We start from the raw sequence: 21,351 nt of genomic DNA, 5'->3' as shown, positions 1-21,351 counted from the left end.
ATGATTAATAATGCAATAATTCTTGCCGCTGGCAAGTCAACACGTTTTGCACCTTTTACTTATGAACGTCCTAAGGGATTGTTTAGGGTTAAGGGCGAGTATCTGATAGAACGTCAGATTAACCAGCTTATAGATGCTGGTGTAAAAGAAATCTATATTGTGGTAGGTTATATGAAGGAGAAATTCTTCTTCTTGGAACAGAAATATCCTGAGGTAAAACTACTCATAAATAATAAGTTTGGAGTGAAAGGTAACCTCTATTCACTTTACGTGGCAAAGGAATATCTGGGAAATACTTACCTTTCTTATGCGGATTATTATTTTGAGAGTAATCCATTCTTGAATGATAATCCAGAGAATATTTCTTATCACGCTTGTGTTTATCGACCACGAAAGTTCAATGAGTTTTCTGTTCAATATTCAGATGCCAATGTCATAACTCATGTGGATTTGGGTGGCAGTTACCAAATGGCAATGGTAGGTCATGCTTATTTCAATCAGCATTTTTCCAAACGTTTGGTTGAGTTGATGGATGATGAGATTGATGATTTCCGTGTGAATTCCCTCTTTTGGGAAGAGTTTTATGAGCGACATATCAAGGAATTGACTCTCTACATGAAGCCTTTCAAGGAGAATGAGATATTTGAGTTCAATACCATAGATGACCTTCGCCAGTTTGATTCGGATTTCTTGTTTAATGTTGATAGCGACATTATCTCGAATATATGCAATACATTGAAGTGCAATCCAAACAATATTACAGACATCAATGTTATCAATGCAGGTTTAACGAATGTCTCTTTTCGCTTCAAAGTAAATGATACAGAATTTGTTTATCGTCATCCTGGAGGAACAGCCGGTAATCTTATCGACCGTCGTACAGAATTCTTTGCACAGATGAGTGCAAGAGATTTGGGAGTAGATAAATCTGTAATCACGATGACTTTGGATGGATGGAAACTTTCCTATTGTGTCCAGAACTTGGTAGAGTGTGATTTCAGAAAGCATGATGACCAGTTGGAGAAAGGTATGGAGTATCTTCGAAGAATCCATGCTTTGGAGATACCGCAAGATGGAAGTGTAAAGACGTTTGATGATTTTGAGGAAGGTCTGAAACTGATGAAGATAGCTTCGGCAACTAAAGGAAATCTACTGCAAGAGTTTTCTGAGGAAATCGAAAAGGCAAAAGTCCTGGATAAATATCTTAAAGAAGATGCCAAACGTATGGGGATTAAACCAGTCTGTTGTCATAATGATACCTACGAACCAAATTTCTTGGCAACAGAAGATGGTGACTTATATATGATAGATTGGGAGTATGCTGGTATCAACGACCCTGCCAATGACTTAGCTTGCTTCTTCAGTCGTTATGAATATAGTGATGAAGAAATTGATAAATTTATTAAAGCTTATTTTCAGCGAGAGCCTACCAATGATGAGTATCGTCATTGGCGAGCATATATCGCCTTGTGTGCTTTTTATTGGATAAGTTGGGGATTATATAAGGGAAGTGTAGGAGATGATGATGGTTTCTTCTTCCTTCCTGCATATCGAAATTTTCATAGATTTATAGACGAAGCTTTGGCTTCATACAAAAAATAATATTTTAGAATGAATACAGCAATTATTCTTGCTGGTGGTGTTGGTTCTAGAGTTGGAGCCAATGTACCCAAGCAATTTATTGAGGTAAATGGTAAGCCTGTTTTGGTTTACACCATTGAAATTTACCAGAAGTATCCTGAGGTTGATGCTATAGAAGTAGTTTGTCATGCAAAGTATATTGATTACTTGCATGAACTCATAGAGAAATATCATCTTACCAAAGTAAAATGGGTTACTAATGGTGGCGAAACCTTCCAGGAATCATGCTTGAATGGCATCGATTTCTTAGAGGATAAACTTCAGGATGATGACATGATTATGATTCATTATGGTGCAGCTCCATTTACTTCGCAGAAGATACTTACGGATGCCATTCGGGTATGTAAGGAGAAAGGCAATGCTGTCAGTGGTATTCCTTGTTATCAATTGATGGGAACTAGAGATGAAGGCGAGATAAGTGAAAAATGGGTGGATAGAGACAAACTCATCCAGATAACATGCCCGTACGCTTTCAATTATGGCTTTGTTAAGAATCTCTACAAGGAGGCAATCGCAAAGAATTTGCTTGATAAAGTGGAGCCTCATACCACAACATTGATGCTGTATATGGGGTATAAGCTAAATTTAAGCTATGGTGATCAAACTAATATCAAGATTACTACAAAGGAGGATGTAGAGTTGTTTAAAGGATATGTTTTAAGCAAGTAATAACAAATTTGGCAGGCGAAAAGTTCTTTGCTTATTTTTTTTGAGCTACTTTTCTGCATAGAACTTGAAGCCTGCCATCATTTAGTATTAATTATTTTAAAGATGGCAAAATGAAAAGATTTATAAAAAAAATCCTAATAAAAACGGGTATATATGAAATAAGAGAAAAAAGACATTCTAAAAAATGTAGCTTACTTCTTCAAAATATAGGTGAAGAAGCATTACATGCATATTTTGATGTTGCAAATGAACTTGGAATAAATTTTATCCCAATGTTTGGAACGTTGTTAGGTATTTATAGAAATCATGATTTTATAAAACATGATGATGATATAGATATGATTCTTGATATTAGATATTTATCTGATGATTTACTAAAAGCATTGAGTAATCATGGTTTTGTTTTCAATTCAATATTTGTGGCTTCAGATTTTAAAGGCTGTCAATTACCTATGAAATATAAAGGCTTAACTTGTGATATTTATTTTTCATATATGGAAGGTAACAAGATTGCGCATATATATTTACCTCTTGCAATTCAAAATCATGATTGGGCTTTTTCATGTAGTTTAAATTTATTTAGATGTAAAGATGTAAAAATACCTTTAAGTCAAGAACTAATACCATATGAGTTCCGAAATATGAAATTAATGATACCACAAAATACGAATGAAATATTAGCCTCGCTTTATGGTAAAGATTTTATGATACCTAAGAAAAATGCCCATGCTGATCCTCTGGTTTATCAAGATCCTCTTTATGCTAAGAGTTTTAGAAAATTACCAATGGAGTTCTTTAAAGAGAGTGCTTTCTTTGAGCAAATTTTAAAAAGTTTTTAAACCAAACTCATGTCAGGTAATTTAAAGAAAAAATCAGTTAAGGGTATAGCTTGGTCATTTGTAGAATCTGCATCGACTAAAGTAATACAATTTGTTATAGGTATTATTATGGCTCGCTTATTGATGCCTGCAGATTATGGTATAGTTGCAATAATTTTGGTTTTTATAACAATCTCACAGGTTTTTATTGATGGCGGTTTTGCTACGACATTGATTCAAGATAAAAATAAGACAGAACGTGATTACTCTACCGTATTTACGTTTAATGTTTTGATATCAGTAATCTTCTATATTTTGTTATATATAACAGCTCCGTTTATATCAAAATTTTATAATACGGATATTACTATTTATTTAAGAGTTCAGAGTTTAGGAATCATAATATACTCATTGTCTTCTATACACAAAATACGAATGATGGTTGCTGTTAACTTTAAAGCAATTGCTAAGGTTACAGTAATATCATCATTACTTTCAGGAGGTATAGGCGTTTTGTTTGCTTATAAAGGCTTCGGAGTTTGGGCATTGATCTGGCAATATATTACATCGGCTGTAATGGTTACATGTATGTATACTGTTACCCAACGATGGAAACCAGTTTGCTTTTTTGATATCAAATCATTCCGTAGATTATTTCCGTTTGGAATGCGACTTATGGCAGCTAGTATTATAGATAAAATATATTCTAATTTATACCCGATTATAATAGGAAAATATTGTAATCAAGTACAGTTAGGCTTTTATTCACGAGCAGAACAATTTACTTCTATGCCTGCATTTACTTGTGTGGATGTTTTTGCACGTGTTACATTTCCTATAATGAGTTCAATTACTGATGAAAACCAACTGATTTCTGTATATCGTAAGTACATATCTTTGTCTTCTTTTATTATAATGCCATTGCTTTTTGCTCTTTTGGCTTTAACCAAGCCATTGGTTTTAATATTATTGACCGAAAAGTGGGCTGGTATTATAGTCTTGATGCAAATTTTATGTTGTGGTTTTTTGCTTGAACATATTAGTTCTATAAACAGAAACATGGTATATGTCAAAGGGCGTGCAGATCTTGCATTAAAGCTAGAAATCATAAAAAAAACTACTGCATTCCTTATATTAGTAGTTTCAATTCCTTTTGGCTTAATAGGGCTTTGTATTGGTAAGGCTATATATGGGCTTTTGGCTATGTTATTAAATTCAATTTTTACAAAGAGATTAATAGGTATTTCTATTCTTGAACAAGTTAAAGATTTTACTCCATATTTATTTATGGGCGTTTTTAGTACTTTAACAGCCCTAATACCTGTTTACTGTCTGAATAATTTGTATGCTGAGTTATTGTTGGGTGGGGTCACATTTGCTTCTTTTTATATAGGATTGGCATTTATAACTCATAATGAATCTTTAAAAGAAGTTTATGCTATTATGAAAGAAAGAATATTTCAAAAATAAAAAGTTTGTATGAAAAAAGTTATGTTAGTTTTTGGTACTCGTCCTGAGGCCATCAAAATGTGTCCATTGGTTAAGGAATTCCAAAAGGATACAAAGAATTTTGAAACTATAGTTTGTGTTACTGGTCAGCATAGAGAAATGTTAGATCAAGTATTGACTATTTTCGACGTAAAGCCAGATTATGACCTCAATATTATGAAGCAAGGTCAGGATTTGACAGATGTTACTGCGCGAGTTCTTACTGGACTTCGTGATGTCTTCAAAGAGTGCCGTCCTGATGTTGTACTCGTTCATGGTGATACAACAACATCCACTGCTGGAGCTTTGGCTGCATTTTATGCTCAGATACCAGTTGGTCACGTAGAGGCTGGTCTCCGTACACATAATATTTATTCACCATGGCCAGAGGAGATGAACAGACAGATTACAGGGCGTATTGCAACTTATAATTTTTCTCCAACTCCTCTCTCTGAGAAGAATCTTTTGGAAGAGAATGTTCATGGTAAAATCGTTGTTACTGGTAATACTGTAATAGACGCTCTTCATATGGTAGTTGAAAAACTGAAGAACGACATAGCTCTTGCTAAAGAACAGGAAGAAATTCTTGCTAAGGCAGGGTATGATGTAATGCGATTGAAGGATGGTAAGAAACTTGTCCTTATTACTGGTCATCGTCGTGAAAACTTTGGTGAAGGTTTCATTCGCATGGTAACAGCCATGAAGGATCTTTCAGAGAAATACCCAGATGTAGATTTTGTTTATCCAATGCATTTGAATCCAAATGTTCGTAAGCCTATCCATGAAGTGTTTGGTGAGGATTTAACTCGTCCAAACTTTTTCTTCATTGAACCTTTGCAATATCTCGAATTCGTCTATTTGATGGAGAAATCAACCATTGTTCTAACAGACTCTGGCGGTATCCAGGAAGAGGCTCCTGGTTTAGGCAAGCCAGTTCTTGTTATGCGTGATACCACAGAACGTCCTGAAGCGCTTGAGTCTGGTACTGTTCATCTTGTTGGTACAGACTATGATAAGATATTTAATGAAGTAAGTACACTACTTGAGGATGATACTGCTTATGAAAAAATGAGTAAGGCTGTTAATCCTTATGGGGATGGTAAAGCTTGTGGAAGAATTGTTAATGCTCTAAGAAATGCCTAGAAAAAAAATAATACTTTCTTTCGATTACGAACTGTTCTTTGGTTATAAGTCTGGAACAGTTCGTAAGAGTTTGATAGAGCCAACAAATAAAATGTTGGATGCTATGGATCAGGTTGGTGCCAAGGCTACATATTTTGTAGACTACCTTATGTTAAAATACTTGGAAAAAGAAAATGATAAAAGATGTAATTCTGATTTAGAATTAATAAAAGAACAATTAAGTGAAATTCTTAGAAGAGGACACAGAATAGAATTACATATTCATCCACATTGGATAGACGCAAAATATAATGGTGACGGCACATGGAACTTTGACGATTTTTCACATTACATGCTTACAAGTTTCTCTGTAGGTGAAATCGAAAATATGTTTAATGAAGGGACGAAGATTATCAATCAAATTGCAAGAGAAGTCATTCCTAATTATTGTGTTGTCGCATTTCGTGCAGGTGGTTGGGCTTTACCAGAAATGGACATAGTTTCTTCTTCTTTTTTACGAAATAATATTAAATTAGATAGTTCTTTAGGGAGAGGTATTTTTATTAATGATGGATATAGAATTATTGACTGTACCAAAATGCCTGCTAAATCATATTATCGTATATCAACCAATGCTTTAAGAGAGGATGTCAAAGGTTGTTTTATCGAAGCTCCAATTTCTACTTTTAAGTATTCATTCTTTGACAGACTTGTAAATGGTGTTTATAGACAGTTTCATAAAAATGAGATGAAGTATCAATGTGATGGTACGCACGCTCGTAAAGTAGTTTCTGGTGAAACGCCAGGCATTATGGAAAAAATCAAAAGGGTGATAAGTACAAAGGTTAATTTTTATACATTGTCTCATTTTTCGCCTTTGCTTTTAAAGAATAAATTTTTCCATTATGATAAAGATTTAGTGATTATTATAGATCATCCTAAAGATTTTTCTGATAGTAGCATAAAGACTCTTTTGTTAATTAGCAAGAGTAACGAGTTTACTACATACGAACAAATTATTAATGAATCAAATAATGAGTAATTATAGTTTTTATATGGAGAAAGGTGACATGAAAGATGCCACCGAATTTTATGTTAATATTATTCGCCAAGCAGCTGAAGAGAATGGACATACTACGAAAATAGTTAATTCTTTAAAAGAGATTGGCAAAAATGATGTAGTTGTTACAATTCAAGCTAAGGCATGGCTGAAAGCTAAGTTGTTAAAACCTGGACATCATACAATAAATTGGTATCAAGGCATTCCTCCAGAAGAAATGGATTTCCTTATTCCAAATCGTTTGAAGTATTATATTTGGAGACTAGCATGGACTATTTTTGAAATTTTAGCATTGAGATTTTGTGATTTTAATATCTTTGTTTCTGAAGCTATGCAAAAGCACTTCAAGAAAAAATATGGATACACAAAAGATAATTATTTTTTAATGCCATGTTTTAACGATATGCTTGACGAATCTACCATATGTAAAGAGCATTACGAAAATCCTTCTTTTGTTTATGCTGGTGGATTGCAAAAATGGCAGTGTTTTGACAAAACGCTTGACTTATTCAAAAAAATCCAGGAGATTATTCCAAATGCAACGTTGACAATATTTACTGGAGCAATAGAACAAGCTAAAGCAGAAATGTCTAAACGAGGTATTAATGGAGAAGCTAAATACGTGCCTTATCAAGAGCTAAATAAAGAAATGTCCAAAATTAAATATGGATTTCTTATTCGTGAAGATAATGAAGTAAATAGAGTTGCTACTCCTACTAAGATGAGTTCTTATTTGGCTTCAGGAGTAATTCCTGTGTTTTCTACTGTCATACATGATTTTGATAAAAATCTAGAATGCTATAAGTATATAATTGGAGGTAACAACGACCAGATGTTATTGGCAAAGATCATAAAAAATGAGGAACAATGTGTTTCGATATGTGAATTATTGAATGAATACAAAACAATATTTGATTCGTATTATTCGCGTAAATATTATATCTCTAAATTTAGAAGCTTTTTGAAGTAAAAATGGATTACGTATTTTGGCTTTATCTAATATTGTTAGCATATTTTATATATTTGAGCTCATGCAAGAAAACCTTGTATGTGTTTTCCATATTATTATGCGTATATTTGAATTTTGGTTGGAATGAGATAATACCTCTATTTTTGACAAAAAAACAAGTTCCACCAACGTTGCTTAATATTACATTCATTACAACCTTTATTAATATAGTTTTTATGTTGATTTATAGGAAGCAATGGATAACTCCAGTAAAACTATGCATTAATTCGAATTTATATTATGAGAAATATAGAAGTAGTCGTAATATTGTACTAGTTATTTTTTTAATATTAATTGTTTTTGCTGGTGTTTATACTGGTTTAACGCAAGCTCTTTTGGCAGGTGCCGATGTGGAAGACTTACGTGTGACCTCAAATTTAGGTATGGGAGTTGTTAGAGCATTGCCTGTATTTGGCTTACCTTTTATTATATTAGAAAACTTTATTTTAAATAAATACCTAACCGTCAAAAAGGCGGCATTGATAGGACTCCTTCTCGGTTTTTTAATGTTTATAACAACAGCATCTAGAGATGGAATCTTGACATATGCAATGTGTTTCTTTATTTGGTTTTCTATTAGAAGAAGAGCTTTTAAATGGTATGAATATATGGCAATTTTTTATATAGCTAAACCTGTAATTGCGGATATGCTAAAATTTATACGTTCTGCAGGAGCCTCTGGAGATACAGAGATTAAATGGTCTTTATTTGATTATCCGTTAATGATATTAGAACAAAATACTATTCGCTTAGTTAATTTTGTTCATGATTCAAAAATGTTTTTTTATGGTGAGTCATATTTTTATGATATCGTGCGCTACGTCCCACGCTTTTTGTGGCCAAGCAAACCTATGCCTATTGATTTTGTTTACAAAGATTTAACAGGAATGGAATTTGATGGAGGAGGGATTTTCACAACTCCAAGTGTTGATTTTTATTTGAATTTTGGCTACTGGTTTGTTGTCCCTTACGTATTATGGTTATGGCTAGTTCATGCTTTGTATGGAGTTTTATTTAAGTCTAATGTAGGAATGGATGTTAAACTTTTTGTGATGCTTACAGCATCTGGAGGTTTTCAGCTAGGTCATATTATACAGAGAGGACAATCTTTCTTTTTGTTTTTATTGATTTTCTATCTATTTAATAAGCGTTGGCGTATTGTATAGTATGACTATTTTTTTGTATTGTAAATCACTGCTGTCCCGTTTAGAAATCATCGGGCCTGAAAAGGCTAGGATATAGCCAATCCTCCGTCTCTTCTGTTGGAACAGCTTTGTTAAACAATTCATTTAAAGGAGTCTTGTCCGTAAGGAATAGACCCACGTTCTTTGAAATAGTGTGTAGCGATTGATCTATGTGCATCACTTTCTTTGCATAAGCTAAAAGCAAGTATGTGCATATGGCAATCCAGATTTGCAGATATATGGCATTCTCGGAAGTTCCATAAAAGGATTTGATGTGAAGGTGTTGCTTAATCCATTTAAAGTAAAGTTCCACGTTCCATCTTTCCCTATATAATTCAGATATGGTAAGCGCTTCATATTCCATGTTGTTTGTGAGAAACCTATACACCTTACTTGTTGCATAGTCCTCATAGGTTACCATTCTAAGTTCTTCAGGATACCATTTGGCAGTATGTAGTCCTGTTAATTTGATACGTTCATCAGAAATGATACCAGTACTCTTGTCAACTTCGGCTTCTGATACAACTTCAAAAAGCATGTTATCTTTTGCCCTAGTAACAAAGAATGCATTCTTCTTAGTTATCAACTTGAAGAGTCTGTTGAAATCTACATATCCTCTGTCCATCAAATAGATAGCAGAAGGTTCTATGTAGAGATCATCAAGAACTTTTACATCATTAACCGATGCAGAAGTCAAATAAACTGAGACTGGAAGATTTCCTCGCAAATCGACTAATGTGTGCATTTTGATGCCACCTTTGTTTTTGCGATACTTTGCCCAAGGACATAATTTGAGACACAGACTTATAGTACTGCTATCAAAAGCATATACCATGTTGTCTAGGTCTAATCTGAACTTGTCTTTGACATAAAGAGGACGTACTTTTTTCAAAAGAACGTCTGCAAAATCTTTATAGATATGCCAATCTCGCTTCTCGTTAGCTTTTGCTAGAGTATTACGTGGTACAGCATAACTAATACCACAATGGTAAAGTTTGCTGGAGAGTGCCGTAAGGCAGTTTTCTATAGCTCGAAGACTATCACGACCTGTTAATTGAGCATAGCTCATTACTAGGAATTTGTCTTTGCAAGAGAAGTTTCTTGCTCTGTAGTTTCCCTTATAACGGTCTACACAAGTTTTGAAATCACGTTCTGGTATAAGTGACATAATCTGAGAGAATATAGTTTTGCCTTTGTTCATCGCACACGTATTTTAAATATGTGTGCAAAGATACAAAATCAAATCGAATACACTATAAAAAGTCCGTAAACTTTTGAGTATTAATAACTTATTTAATAATCGTCTCGTTTTAACGGGACACTAGTGATTGTAAATATAATGATTTAATTGACAATGAGAGAAATTCAGCAATATGCATTTAACATATTAAAACAAGTTGCTATCCTAAAGGATATTTTCCACAAACAAGGCGGCTTTAAACTTATAAAAGATTGACTTCGAGCAGGAATTTTTCCTTATGCTGTAGTGCAAGTATTTTTATTAGGCCGCCGTGCAAAGTTACAATATTATTTTGAGATATGCAATGCGGAGTTGAGCGGATACTTACTTCACTCCTGGTACAAGTATCTATAAAGATACTTTGATAAATTGAAGAGAGATATAAAGAAACAATGTGGAAGGTAAAAAAAATAAAGTTAAATACTAAAAAAAATATGAATATAGCACTTCTTATAGCCGGAGGTTCCGGCAACAGAATGGGACAAGATATCCCAAAACAGTTTATGCATGTAGATGGATGTCCTATCATTATCAGAACCATGCAATGTTTCCAACAGCATCCAGATATCGATGCTATCGCCGTTGTCTGTTTGAAGGGATGGGAAACTGTGTTGCAGGCTTATGCCAATCAGTTTGTGATAGATAAGCTTAAATGGATTTTCCCTGGTGGAAAATCGGGTATGGAATCTATTCATAACGGCATTTATGGCTTGAAAGAGAATGGATGTAACGAAAATGACTTGGTTTTAATTCATGATTCTGTACGTCCTTTGTTGAGTCAAGACATTATCAGCAGCAATATTGCCATTTGCAAGGCATACGGATATGCCATTACTGGCATCCAGTGTCGTGAGGCTATCTTGGAAAGTGAGGATGGGTTTACTTCTACGACAAGTATACCACGTGACAAGTTGGTGAGAACCCAGACTCCGCAAACTTTCCGCTTAGGAAATATCCTTAATGTTCATGAGGAGGCTAAAGTCAGAGGTATTCTTGACAGTGTGGCTTCTTGTACATTAATAGCGGAAGTCGGTGGCAGAGAGATGCATATAGTTCCTGGTTCTGAAAAGAACATCAAGATTACAACTGTTGAGGATTTGGAAATTCTCAAGGCTTTAATTCATACAAGTAAGGAAGAATGGTTGAAATAAGTTATAAAAACGACATTCTCCATGCTGCCAACATCTGTTTGCCATGGGAGAAGTTGGATGGATGTAATATATTGATTACTGGTGCTACAGGCTTGATAGGCTCTTGTATAGTGGAAGCATTGATGGCTCATGCACCACGCAATTTTGATATATATGCTTGTGGGCGCAACGAACAACGAGCTAAGGATAGATTTCAAGATTATTGGAATGATAGCAAGTTCCATTTTGTGCAATATGACGTGGCTTCACCATTGGCGAGCAGCGTTGATTTCCATTATGTGATTCATGCGGCAAGCAATGCCAGTCCCAATTTCTTTGCTACGAAACCTGTTGAGGTTATTTTCGCAAATATCCTTGGAGTCAAGAATCTCATGGAATATGGTTTGAAACATAACATGAAGAGGCTATTGTATGTTTCAAGTGGCGAAGTGTATGGTGAGGGTAATGGTGATGAATTTAGCGAAGACTATAGCGGCTATGTGAATCCTCTACTTTCAAGAAACTGTTATCCATCGAGCAAGCGTACAGCAGAGAATCTTTGTGTTTGCTATGTTGAGGAGTATGGGGTGGATTGTGTGATAGCTCGCCCATGTCATGTTTATGGTCCTCATTTTACGGAGTCAGACAATAGGGTTTATGCGCAGTTTATCAGAAATGTATTGGATGGCAATGATATTGTCATGAAGAGTACAGGTGTACAGTTTCGTTCATGGTGCTATGTTGTAGATTGTGTTTCGGCCCTTTTGTACATATTGTTAAAGGGAGAAAACAAAGAAGCCTATAATGTGGCAGATGAAGGCTCTAATATTTCCATTAAAGAGCTTGCTGATATGGGGGCAAGTATTGCTGGAAAAAAGGTGGTGCAAGATATTCCTGCTGATTCAGAAAAGGTTGGGTATAATCTTGTAAAAAAGTCTGTGTTTAAGACGGAAAGGTTAAGGTCTCTAGGATGGTCTGTAGAAGGTACCATGAGAGAAAAGATGGAAAAAACTATAAATGAGTTGAGAAATGGAAAGTAATGTAAGAAAAGTACAAAATGTTCAGTTGCAGATTTTGAAGGACTATATGGCTTTCTGCAAGGAGCATCATTTGAGATATTTCGTCTCTGGTGGTTCTTTGATTGGTGTGATGCGCCACAAAGGTTTTATACCATGGGATGATGATATTGATGTCATGATGCCTCGTAGCGACTACAATCAGTTCGTAAAATTGCAAAACGAGTTTCCTAAGGATTATTTCTTGGTGAACCATGATACAGACAAGAACTGGCAGTTTAATTTTGCCCAGTTTGTAGATAATCAGTCAGAGATTATTGTCCGTATGAATGAGGTGCCACGCAAATGTAAGATCTGGATAGATGTGTTCCCTCTGGATGGTATGCCCAATAATAGCTTGCTGAGATGGTTTCACATCAAGCACATTTTGATGTATCGTTACCTTATCCAAATACCGAACATCAGAACTCAGGTGGATACGCACAAGGTGGGCAGACCATTCTATGAGAAATGTGTGATCAAGTTGCTTCATTATATTCCAATGGGCAAGTTTATCAATGTGGATTCCGTCTTGAAGAAGATGGAGAAAGCCTTGGAAAAATACGATTATGACAAGAGTGGTTATGTAGGCAATATGCTCGGTAAGTATAGGGAACGTGAGATTGTACCTTACGAATATTTTGGTCATGGCAAGGACTTGGATTTTGAGAATATCAAGGTCTGCTGTCCTGATGAGCCTGACAAACTGCTGAAACATCTCTATGGTGAGTATATGCAGCTTCCTCCAGAGAAGGATAGAGTAAGCCATGATATAGAAATCATCAGACTTAGAGGTGAAAAATAGGTTAATTGCATTTCAAAAGTATTTTTTATGTCCAGATTTAAGCAACTTTTTGATAAAGCCGGAGGTTGGAAAGCCATATTAAATTATGCTAAGGTGGGTGTGCTACCTTATATGGTTGCTCAGATATTGTTGACTGGCAAGTCTAAAACTGCCTTAGAATTAATGCGCAATGGTATTCAACTGAAGATAAAGCAAAAGCTTTGGAAACATTATATTGGGGTGTTGAGAAATTTTGATAACAACTATAGTAAGGAAGAATATCCGATGCAAAAGAGTAACAAGGTTTGGGTGTGCTGGATGCAGGGCTTGGAACAGGCGCCGGCCTTGGTACAACGATGTTATCGTTCTCTACAAGACAATCTGAAAGGTAAGGAAATTGTGTTACTTACAGAAAGTAATTTTGATCAGTATGTACACATCCCAGATTTTATAATAGAGAAACTTCATAAAGGGATTATTACAAGAACACATTTCTCAGATATACTTCGCTTGGAATTGTTGATACAACAAGGAGGTACATGGATAGATGCTACGGTATTTTGCTCAGGTGGTGACATTCCGAAATATATGATGGAGGATGAGTTCTTCATTTTCCAAAAAGTTAAACCTGGTAGTGATGGTAGCGCTATCAATATGTCAAGTTGGTTTATGTCGGCATGGAGCAACCATAAGTTTTTACTTGCCACTCGTGAACTACTTTATGCTTATTGGCAGAAGAACGACCGTATGATAGACTATTTCTTGCTTCATCTGTTTATGATGATAGTAAAGGACTATTATATGGAAGAGTGGAAACAAATAATACCTTATCCAAACTCTTTGCCTCATGTTTTGCAACTGATGCAGTTTGAAAAGTTTGACCATAGACGATGGGACGCAGCTTGTAAGGCAAGTCCTTTCCATAAACTGACATACAAGGTAAAGGAAGAAGATACAAGAAAAGAAGGGACTTTTTATAGGTATGTTATGGAAAGTTGAAAAATATAATAAATTATCTTGTAAGCATTATATGGAAAGGTATGCAAAAAGGTGATAGAAATATTATATGGTTCCTTTCTAGTGGAAAAAAGAGTAAAAATGTAAATTTATTAATGGTATAGATATCGTTAGAAATGATACTACTTATTGCATTTATATCTTTTCTGTTGGGCTTCTTCATTCATCTGATAGCTCTTCCCTATATTGTTGGTAATCTAGCGAATGGAGGTTGGGCCTACGTTAAGAATATAAGTATGAAATCCATTTTCAGATGGTCTGTCTCATTTATAGTTTCTTTCTCTATCGGTGCTCTGATGATACAAACGCAGGAGACTAGAATACGGGAAGAAGTAGACCGGAAATATCAACATATCGTTGATAGTATAAAATGTGATATGGATATTCTGAAACATAATAAAGTAAAGTGATATGGACTTTGATTTTGCGGATTATACTTATAGTGGATTGCTTGGGTTATTTTCTGCCGTGATAGGTATGTGCTATCCATTGATGATTCAAGCCATTGATAGGATAGACGAGAAATATCAAGTTGTCAGGTTTGTTGAACTGTTCAAGGAGGAGACTGTGTACGCTAGATTCCAAAAACTTATATTACTGGCTATCGGTTTTGCTATAATTGCGCCATTTGCATTGTTCGTTATGAAAGGTATTCTTTGGATGCAGATGTTTGTTTTAGTGTGCCATACCTTAGTGGTACTGAATCTTCTTCTGTATGTAGTGCGTTTGTATAAGTTGATTCTGATTTACAATGATCCTTCCTTGTTCTGTAAACATTTGATAAATAAACCGGAGGAATGTCTGCTCGAGTTTATCGATTTGGCAAAATATGCTGCAAAAAGAGAAAATATAAATCTATATAATTCTTGTATGCGGCGAGTGTATGAACTTTTATCAAAGGATGATGAGCTATGATAGATAAGGATAAGCAAGCTATACGGGATGAGGCTTTGGCAAAACTCTTGGAATGTTCCTATCGCCAAGATACTCCTTTGATGATGAAGAATGATAATGGGGTTTTTGGATTGATTTTTGATACTAGAAAGATTGGGTTGTCTGAATTTAAATATACTCAGCTTTGGTATGCTATTAATCAAGCCATTAGAAATGATGACAGAAACTGGATGTATCGGTATTGGGAATTTGCTGACCAATATTATCGCGATGTTTTTGAATATGGGGATGCTATTGAGGAAAGGAGTAAATACCAAGAGTTTCATGTAGCTGTTGGTGGTTTACTTGCGTTGAATGAGAAAGATGAGTGGATAGATCATATTGCTTTCTTTAGTAATTGTTTGCCTGCTAAATATTTCTTGATACCAAGTACTTTCTCTGAAATTTTCGATTGGCTAACATATTTTTCGCAAATGGTAGATACTTCAGTTGACCTAGACGTGAAGTATCATTTGTACTCGCAGTACGAGGGAGTAAGAGCTGGTGCTAATCTTTATAAAGGTATTATAAGATATCTGGCATTGATGATGTGTAGGCTGCCGAAGATGGATTTCAATGTGAGGTATGTTGAACCATTGGCTCTGCCGCATGTCTATGGAGATGCTGTAGATGAAAAGAAAAATTTTGTTTCGGTTAATTTAGTGAATGTGCAGAATCTGGAAATATTGAAGAAAAATGTTCAGGAACTAGAAAAACAAAAAGAAGATGATAAGAAGGCGTCACAGTTATTGGATAGTTACATAGACGCTTGTAAAAAGAAAATTAATGCAACAGGGCAGGTAGATAATGATAAAATAGAGAAAATCTCTGCAACTCTTTTGTCTGAGTTCAACAGGCAGCAATCTGTTTTGATAACAGAAAGTACGTATTTTTTATAAGTGATTGAGAATGAGATAAGTTTTTATCTCATAAAAAGAAGAGGTTACGAATTAGAAATAAACAGAATGTAGCATCCTGCTGTGATTTGCATAACCATCCAAAGAACTCTTTCGGTTGCAAAGGTACGATATTTAATCGGGGATAAAGAATGTTTTAAGATTTTTTATCCTCGATTTTTTGCTTGGATAAATCTATTTTTATTAAACCATATTCTTCTCCATTCTTTGCTATTTCCATTTCAATCCATTCAAACATATGTGGTAAGGGTTTCTGTTTTGAATGGTCTATTTCGTTTGCATATTCTCATCCTTTCGTGTGTTTTGTATAAAAGTCAGCCGTCGTCGCAGAAAGACAGTCTTCGTGCCTCAGACTAACTTCCTCCGACTATGGCACGGCAAGAAAAATCCTTGGCGGTATGCCTTGAAATACTTCAAGACTATACTGCCAAGGACTTTTCTTTGTTTGCCGTGCTGACAACGGCTGACTTTTATAGCCACAACTCGCAGTTCCATTTTTATCGCACAATCCAAACGGCATGAAAGTAGTGTACCTCCAATATGTTTCTCTATAAAATTTCTCATCCCTGTTATTATCGTAGTCATAATAATATCGCTCATCACATATTAGTGAACAACATTATTATGACTATACGAATAAGTGGCAACACCCTTACTTTGTTAATATTTTTTTCTTCCATTCTCCCAAATCTGCAGGCCGCAATATTTTTTTGTGCAAAACACCATTTTGTGAAGTTTCTAATATATACACCATTTTGCCATTATCAACCTTCTCCTTCAAAGTTGAAATAGCACGAAACTCCCCATTTTGAAATTTATATTTCACATTAACGTAAGAAGAAGCATTTTCTCTGGAGAAAGAATATATACATTTCTGTCTATTATCTATTGAGGGATTCAATATATAAGAAAACGAAGGGGCAATTTTAAATTGATGTTTGTTGTCATTCCATAGGAAACAATCATAAATATCGGCCCCTTGATTTCCGAAACCTCCTTTGTAGATTAAAAGGTCTTTGTTTCCATCAAAATCAACATCCACAAAATCAATTTTGCCTATTGAATCTCGTCCTATGGTAGGAGAGCCATATTCTTCCCAATTATATTTATATATGATAGTCTGAATTTTTTTTTCATCTCTAAAAACGAAGATTTTATTGGTGTCAGGCAAATGAGTTATACTGTCTATTGTCACAGTATTATCTATATGGATTTTTTTTCCCTCCAATGATGTATCGCTATGAATCAATGATGTATCGTTAGGAATCTTGGCATGAATACTGTCATTATGCTTACTTATTGGTACAACACGCTTATTTTGTTGGCATGATATACACGATATTGGTATAACCAATATCATAATGAATAGTAACAAGAGGTGTGCCAAGTTTGGCACACCTCCATTTTGTCTATTTAAATATCTTCTTTGATTTTGCATATGCATCCTTTCTTGCTTGCAAGCCATTTGTCCCACCATTAATCTCTTGCGTAACCTTTGTAACAGTTGCGTCTGCTGATAAAGAAGCCCATTGAGATATTTTGGTATTAATATCTTTGAACACATCCCAATACCAACCTGCACTCTCAAAGGTATAATTCTTAGCAACATGCTGAGTGGCATATTCCGCTGGAGATTTTATCTCCTCATCAGTAACCTTCAGCGTATCTTTCATGTAATTGTAGAATGCAGTGTAATTGTCCTTCCAAGTCAATTGCATAAAGCCTCCACCACAGTATGGTGCATATCGTTGGTACTGCTTATCATATTCACTTTTGGTCTTTCCTGGCACATAAATGTACTCAGTAAAGGTTCTTCCTTTGTCCGTCTCAACAAAACCTTGGGCCAGAAAGTGTCTGACTTTGGTCTTAGAAGTAATGTGGTAACGGTTACATACCTCATTCAGAGCCGTAACATTGGCTGGTTTTAAAACTTCCTTACCGAAACCCATACGAGCCAATTTTCCTGCTGTAATATTCACAACACCGTCAACTAGCCATTCTGTATCACTCACATTGTCCTGTAAGACAGCTAAACTTGACTGTCCCAACAATCCGTCGCTGGTCAATCCGAAATCTTTTTGGAATTTTGCGACAACACTCTTCAAAACTGAATCATAAGTTTCGCTTGTCAAATTGCAGGAATAGCCTTTTTGATTGAGCAAACCTCTACATGTAAGAACAGAATCACCTACGTCACCAACTTTCAAATATGCCGAACCTTGCTGGATTGCATAGATTGATGGTGCCTCGCGCGATACAGATTTAGCACTTGTTTCAGTACTCATATATATATTGTTTTAAGTCCCTTTTAATCCTCTGCGGCTTAGTCGGGACTGTTGGCTGAGTCGTATCATTCAAAATTCATTTATAAACATTACAAACATCATGCCTATTATATTTGGGGAATTTTATTATGTCAAAGTGTCAGTTCAAACGACTTTAAGCTGTCAATACGGTATGCAACTTCTATATAAAAGTCAGCCGTCGTCGCAGAAAAACAGTCCTCGTACCTCAGACTAACTTCCTCCGACTATGGCACGGCAAGAAAAATCCTTGGCGGTATGCCTTGAAATACGTTCCCTGACCGTCATTTTCAAGAAAGCGTATCATTACAGCCGAGTTGAGTTCACCATTATTATATATACCCATGATTCCTGTATAGAATCCACGGTCATAGCCTTCCGGTTCGTGGATTATTTCCATAGTCTTGTCCTTTGGCGCACCTGTTATGGAACCTGCGGGCAACATTGCATCCAATATGTTTCCGATGTGCTTTTGATAGTCGGTTGGTAACTTGCCGCTTATTTCAGAACTGGTCTGGAGAATATTCCCCTTATTGGTATGGAGCACATCAATATAACGGTATTTATCCACCTTTACATGCTCTGCCACACGGCTAAGGTCATTGCGAATCAGATCCACAATGGTAGCATGTTCGGCAGCTTCTTTTTTATCGCTCATCTGCTTATCATATCATATAAAAAAAGGAGAATGGTTAAGTCTGCTTCATAAACCATTCTCCCATTATCTAATTCGAAGTACATTAACTACAGATTCTGTCGCAAGAGCAATAAAACAATGTCACGACCATGAACCTTTGTAATTTATACTTTTATGTATAAAGATTCTATTCAAATCGTTAATTTTTCATCCTCTTTACATGGCTCCTCATTTTGTTCCAATATTCTTATTGGCATTTTGTACCTGTTGATATGGAACTTTATCTGTTGCAGTTCGACTTTTAGTCTGTTCCTTGTAACTTGAAAAGAAAAAGTTTTTCCCATATCCATTTCCAAATATCACATCGCAAGGTTCGCCCGTATCTTTCCAAATACGAACTTTTGCAGAAAAATCAAACTCCAAAGTTTCTTTTGACTTGTCGTAAGGATATTTTATTTCATAATATTTGCGACCAATATTCTTTTTTATTTTTGCTCTGCCATCATTACTTTTAAACACACCTTCACTAATCGTTGGATGTGTGTTTCTATAATAACCAGGCCCCATTGTTTTTATGACTTCAGAACTTAAATCGATAAGATACTTATTTCTCTGAACTGAGTCCATTTTTTCAAGATTTTGAGCAGAAATACTCAAAAGTGGAAACATGGACATTAAAAATAAAACCAAATACTTCATGTCTTTATGTTTTTTATTTGATAACATCATTATATTGAATATCAGGTCTTTTTGTCGGACCAAACGTTATATCCTTATAGGATTCATTGATATTATGCCCTCCTGTTATTTCTGGACCTTCATAATCACGTAAAATTCCAGGCAAATTATATGACTGTGCTAAATCTAAATCATTTTGGGATGGACCTGTTCTTCGTGAAGTTGTTTTAGGACAATAATGGAGTGTTGTATGGCAATGAAAAAAAGCACAAACATCAATGTTTGAAGTTGGTACTCCCAACGATATACTTGCGTTAGTACCTGCACATCCCGTAATGGCAGGACCTTTTACCATTTTTCCTACATAATATTTTCCGCTTGTCTGACTTTTATAAATATAAAATCCGTACTCGGAGCGAGAAGCAGAACTTGCGGTTTTCTTCATCAAATTCCAAGCTTCATTCATTTGCTTTTTTACTACGTCTTGTTTCAATATCTCAGAAACATCAGGATAAGTATAAGCTCCATTTACAGCTCTTGTTGAAATTTGATTCTCGTTAATAAAAATGCCGTCACTATCGTCTGTACAGGCACAGAACCCCATACTTATAATAATTGACAAAAAAAACAAAATTCTATATTTCATATGATAATTCCTTATATTTAATATCAAATACTACAGATATAATGTTCTATCCTACTTTTCCACCACCAAATGTTTCTGATTCAGCAAGGCTTTTACCATTCATTTTTTCAAAATTTGAATTTAATACTTTATACGTTAATGCCATTTTTATTTGTGTTTAAGTCCCTTTTAATCCATGCGGCTTAGCCGGGACTGTTGGCTGAGTCGTATCATTCAAAAATCATATATATACATTACAAAAATCATGCCTATTTTATTTTGAGGATTTTATGATGTCAAAGTGTCAGTCCAAACAACTTTAAGCTATAAATACGGTATGCAACTTCTATATAAAACTCAGCCGTCGTCGCAGAAAGACAGTCCTCGTACCTCAGACTAACTTCCTCCGACTATGGCACGGCAAGAAAAATCCTTGGCGGTATGCCTTGAAATACTTCAAGACTATACTGCCAAGGACTTTTCTTTGTTTGCCGTGCTGACAACGGCTGACTTTTATAGCCACAACTCGCAGTTCCATTTTTATCGCACAATCCAAACGACATGAAACAGTGGCACGCCACCCTTTCATGTCTCAGTAGTACGGCATGAGGAAAAGTGCTTCTTTTTGTCGGTTGCAGGCTAACCGATCAAAAGAAACACCATTCCTTGATTTGTCGTACCATTTTGTTTGCATACTCCACCACAAGAAAGAAGTCATTGATGTAAACCTCAATGACCACTTTCATGCTTGGCTGCACAGCCTTGGAGAAAACCCGATGCAAGAAGCATGGACAAGCCATACTCTTCTTTCATCGGAATTTCTCTGATGGCTGTGCCATTTTTGTATGCGATTTCCATTTTTCAAGACGTTTGTAAGACGACGTTGTATCCATTTCTCAGAAATGAGTATGCGATAATCGTACAGTCCAAAAACTTCCGTGAAGTTTCTATCTTCATTTGCCGCTCTGATTTTCTTTACTCCACAAGGTCTTTCCTTTTGGCATCAACCGTTATCGTGCAGGTGCAAAGGTATGGCAGCGG

The 21,351-nt window shown here is 35.4% G+C and carries 20 protein-coding genes and 1 pseudogene; 14 read left to right on the top strand and 7 right to left on the bottom strand.

All coding sequences use genetic code 11. The annotated features are described in order from the left end of the window. The 8 genes from F7D47_RS11290 to F7D47_RS11255 all read left to right on the top strand — a co-directional run bounded on the left by F7D47_RS11290 (position 1) and on the right by F7D47_RS11255 (position 8,973). Positions 1–1,602 carry a phosphotransferase gene (locus tag F7D47_RS11290; protein ID WP_153086702.1) on the top strand — a complete coding sequence of 534 codons (1,602 nt, stop codon included), beginning with the start codon at positions 1–3 and terminating at the stop codon, positions 1,600–1,602. 9 nt (positions 1,603–1,611) lie between these two features. Continuing rightward, on the top strand, positions 1,612–2,310 hold the full coding sequence (locus tag F7D47_RS11285) for an IspD/TarI family cytidylyltransferase (RefSeq protein ID WP_153086701.1): 699 nt from the start codon (positions 1,612–1,614) through the stop codon (positions 2,308–2,310). Positions 2,311–2,420: 110 nt separating this feature from the next. Then, complete coding sequence (locus tag F7D47_RS11280; RefSeq protein ID WP_153086700.1) at positions 2,421–3,149, top strand: LicD family protein; 729 nt, start codon at positions 2,421–2,423, stop codon at positions 3,147–3,149. A gap of 9 nt (positions 3,150–3,158) precedes the next feature. Continuing rightward, positions 3,159–4,598, top strand: a complete 1,440-nt coding sequence (locus F7D47_RS11275) for a lipopolysaccharide biosynthesis protein (RefSeq protein WP_153086699.1) — start codon at positions 3,159–3,161, stop codon at positions 4,596–4,598. 9 nt (positions 4,599–4,607) lie between these two features. Then, on the top strand, positions 4,608–5,759 hold the full coding sequence (wecB, locus tag F7D47_RS11270; protein ID WP_153086698.1) for a non-hydrolyzing UDP-N-acetylglucosamine 2-epimerase: 1,152 nt from the start codon (positions 4,608–4,610) through the stop codon (positions 5,757–5,759). After that, on the top strand, positions 5,752–6,780 hold the full coding sequence (locus F7D47_RS11265) for a hypothetical protein (protein WP_153086697.1): 1,029 nt from the start codon (positions 5,752–5,754) through the stop codon (positions 6,778–6,780). The genes wecB and F7D47_RS11265 overlap by 8 nt, the downstream gene beginning before the upstream one ends. Positions 6,781–6,793: 13 nt before the next feature. Beyond that, entirely contained in the window at positions 6,794–7,768 is a 975-nt protein-coding gene (locus F7D47_RS11260; RefSeq protein ID WP_153086696.1) for a hypothetical protein, read from the top strand. A 2-nt stretch (positions 7,769–7,770) separates the two neighbouring features. After that, complete coding sequence (locus F7D47_RS11255; RefSeq protein ID WP_153086695.1) at positions 7,771–8,973, top strand: O-antigen polymerase; 1,203 nt, start codon at positions 7,771–7,773, stop codon at positions 8,971–8,973. Between the two features lie 40 nt (positions 8,974–9,013). Here F7D47_RS11255 and F7D47_RS11250 read toward each other — a convergent pair whose 3' ends face one another. Further along, a complete protein-coding gene (locus F7D47_RS11250) occupies positions 9,014–10,192 on the bottom strand; it encodes an IS4 family transposase (RefSeq protein ID WP_153086694.1) in 1,179 nt (392 codons plus the stop codon). 473 nt (positions 10,193–10,665) lie between these two features. Between F7D47_RS11250 and F7D47_RS11245 the strand changes: the two genes are divergently transcribed. The 6 genes from F7D47_RS11245 (at position 10,666) to F7D47_RS11220 (ending at position 16,049) form a co-directional block, all read left to right on the top strand. Further along, positions 10,666–11,382: an IspD/TarI family cytidylyltransferase gene (locus F7D47_RS11245; protein ID WP_153086693.1), complete on the top strand. Its 717-nt coding sequence runs from the start codon at positions 10,666–10,668 to the stop codon at positions 11,380–11,382. Continuing rightward, on the top strand, positions 11,370–12,401 hold the full coding sequence (locus F7D47_RS11240; RefSeq protein WP_153086692.1) for an NAD-dependent epimerase/dehydratase family protein: 1,032 nt from the start codon (positions 11,370–11,372) through the stop codon (positions 12,399–12,401). Before F7D47_RS11245 ends, F7D47_RS11240 begins: the two co-directional genes overlap by 13 nt. Further along, the gene (locus F7D47_RS11235) at positions 12,391–13,221 is read left to right on the top strand and encodes a LicD family protein (RefSeq protein ID WP_153086691.1); all 831 of its coding nucleotides are present in this window, start codon (positions 12,391–12,393) and stop codon (positions 13,219–13,221) included. The genes F7D47_RS11240 and F7D47_RS11235 overlap by 11 nt, the downstream gene beginning before the upstream one ends. Positions 13,222–13,248: 27 nt before the next feature. Further along, the gene (locus F7D47_RS11230) at positions 13,249–14,199 is read left to right on the top strand and encodes a capsular polysaccharide synthesis protein (protein WP_153086690.1); all 951 of its coding nucleotides are present in this window, start codon (positions 13,249–13,251) and stop codon (positions 14,197–14,199) included. 429 nt (positions 14,200–14,628) lie between these two features. Further along, positions 14,629–15,132: a hypothetical protein gene (locus F7D47_RS11225; RefSeq protein WP_153086689.1), complete on the top strand. Its 504-nt coding sequence runs from the start codon at positions 14,629–14,631 to the stop codon at positions 15,130–15,132. Continuing rightward, positions 15,129–16,049: a hypothetical protein gene (locus F7D47_RS11220; protein WP_153086688.1), complete on the top strand. Its 921-nt coding sequence runs from the start codon at positions 15,129–15,131 to the stop codon at positions 16,047–16,049. The genes F7D47_RS11225 and F7D47_RS11220 overlap by 4 nt, the downstream gene beginning before the upstream one ends. Before the next feature lie 670 nt (positions 16,050–16,719). Here the strand turns inward: F7D47_RS11220 and F7D47_RS11215 are convergent. The 6 genes and pseudogenes from F7D47_RS11215 to F7D47_RS15050 all read right to left on the bottom strand — a co-directional run bounded on the left by F7D47_RS11215 (position 16,720) and on the right by F7D47_RS15050 (position 21,168). Further along, positions 16,720–17,505, bottom strand: a complete 786-nt coding sequence (locus F7D47_RS11215) for an XAC2610-related protein (RefSeq protein ID WP_153086687.1) — start codon at positions 17,503–17,505, stop codon at positions 16,720–16,722. Further along, positions 17,477–18,352 carry a peptidoglycan-binding protein gene (locus F7D47_RS11210; protein ID WP_153086686.1) on the bottom strand — a complete coding sequence of 292 codons (876 nt, stop codon included), beginning with the start codon at positions 18,350–18,352 and terminating at the stop codon, positions 17,477–17,479. The genes F7D47_RS11215 and F7D47_RS11210 overlap by 29 nt, the downstream gene beginning before the upstream one ends. 277 nt (positions 18,353–18,629) lie before the next feature. After that, a pseudogene (locus F7D47_RS11205) lies at positions 18,630–19,028 on the bottom strand (chorismate-binding protein); the annotation flags it as partial. Between the two features lie 207 nt (positions 19,029–19,235). Then, positions 19,236–19,706, bottom strand: coding sequence for a hypothetical protein (locus F7D47_RS11200; RefSeq protein WP_072546033.1), 471 nt, complete (start codon positions 19,704–19,706; stop codon positions 19,236–19,238). A gap of 13 nt (positions 19,707–19,719) precedes the next feature. Then, the gene (locus F7D47_RS11195; protein WP_153086685.1) at positions 19,720–20,331 is read right to left on the bottom strand and encodes a hypothetical protein; all 612 of its coding nucleotides are present in this window, start codon (positions 20,329–20,331) and stop codon (positions 19,720–19,722) included. A 708-nt stretch (positions 20,332–21,039) separates the two neighbouring features. Continuing rightward, complete coding sequence (locus tag F7D47_RS15050; RefSeq protein WP_262884480.1) at positions 21,040–21,168, bottom strand: hypothetical protein; 129 nt, start codon at positions 21,166–21,168, stop codon at positions 21,040–21,042. Positions 21,169–21,351 lie beyond the last annotated feature (183 nt).

It is taken from the genome of Segatella copri (genome assembly GCF_009494835.1).
Taxonomy (GTDB): Bacteria; Bacteroidota; Bacteroidia; order Bacteroidales; family Bacteroidaceae; genus Prevotella; species Prevotella copri_F.
This window is presented reverse-complemented; position numbering and strand designations above follow the sequence as displayed.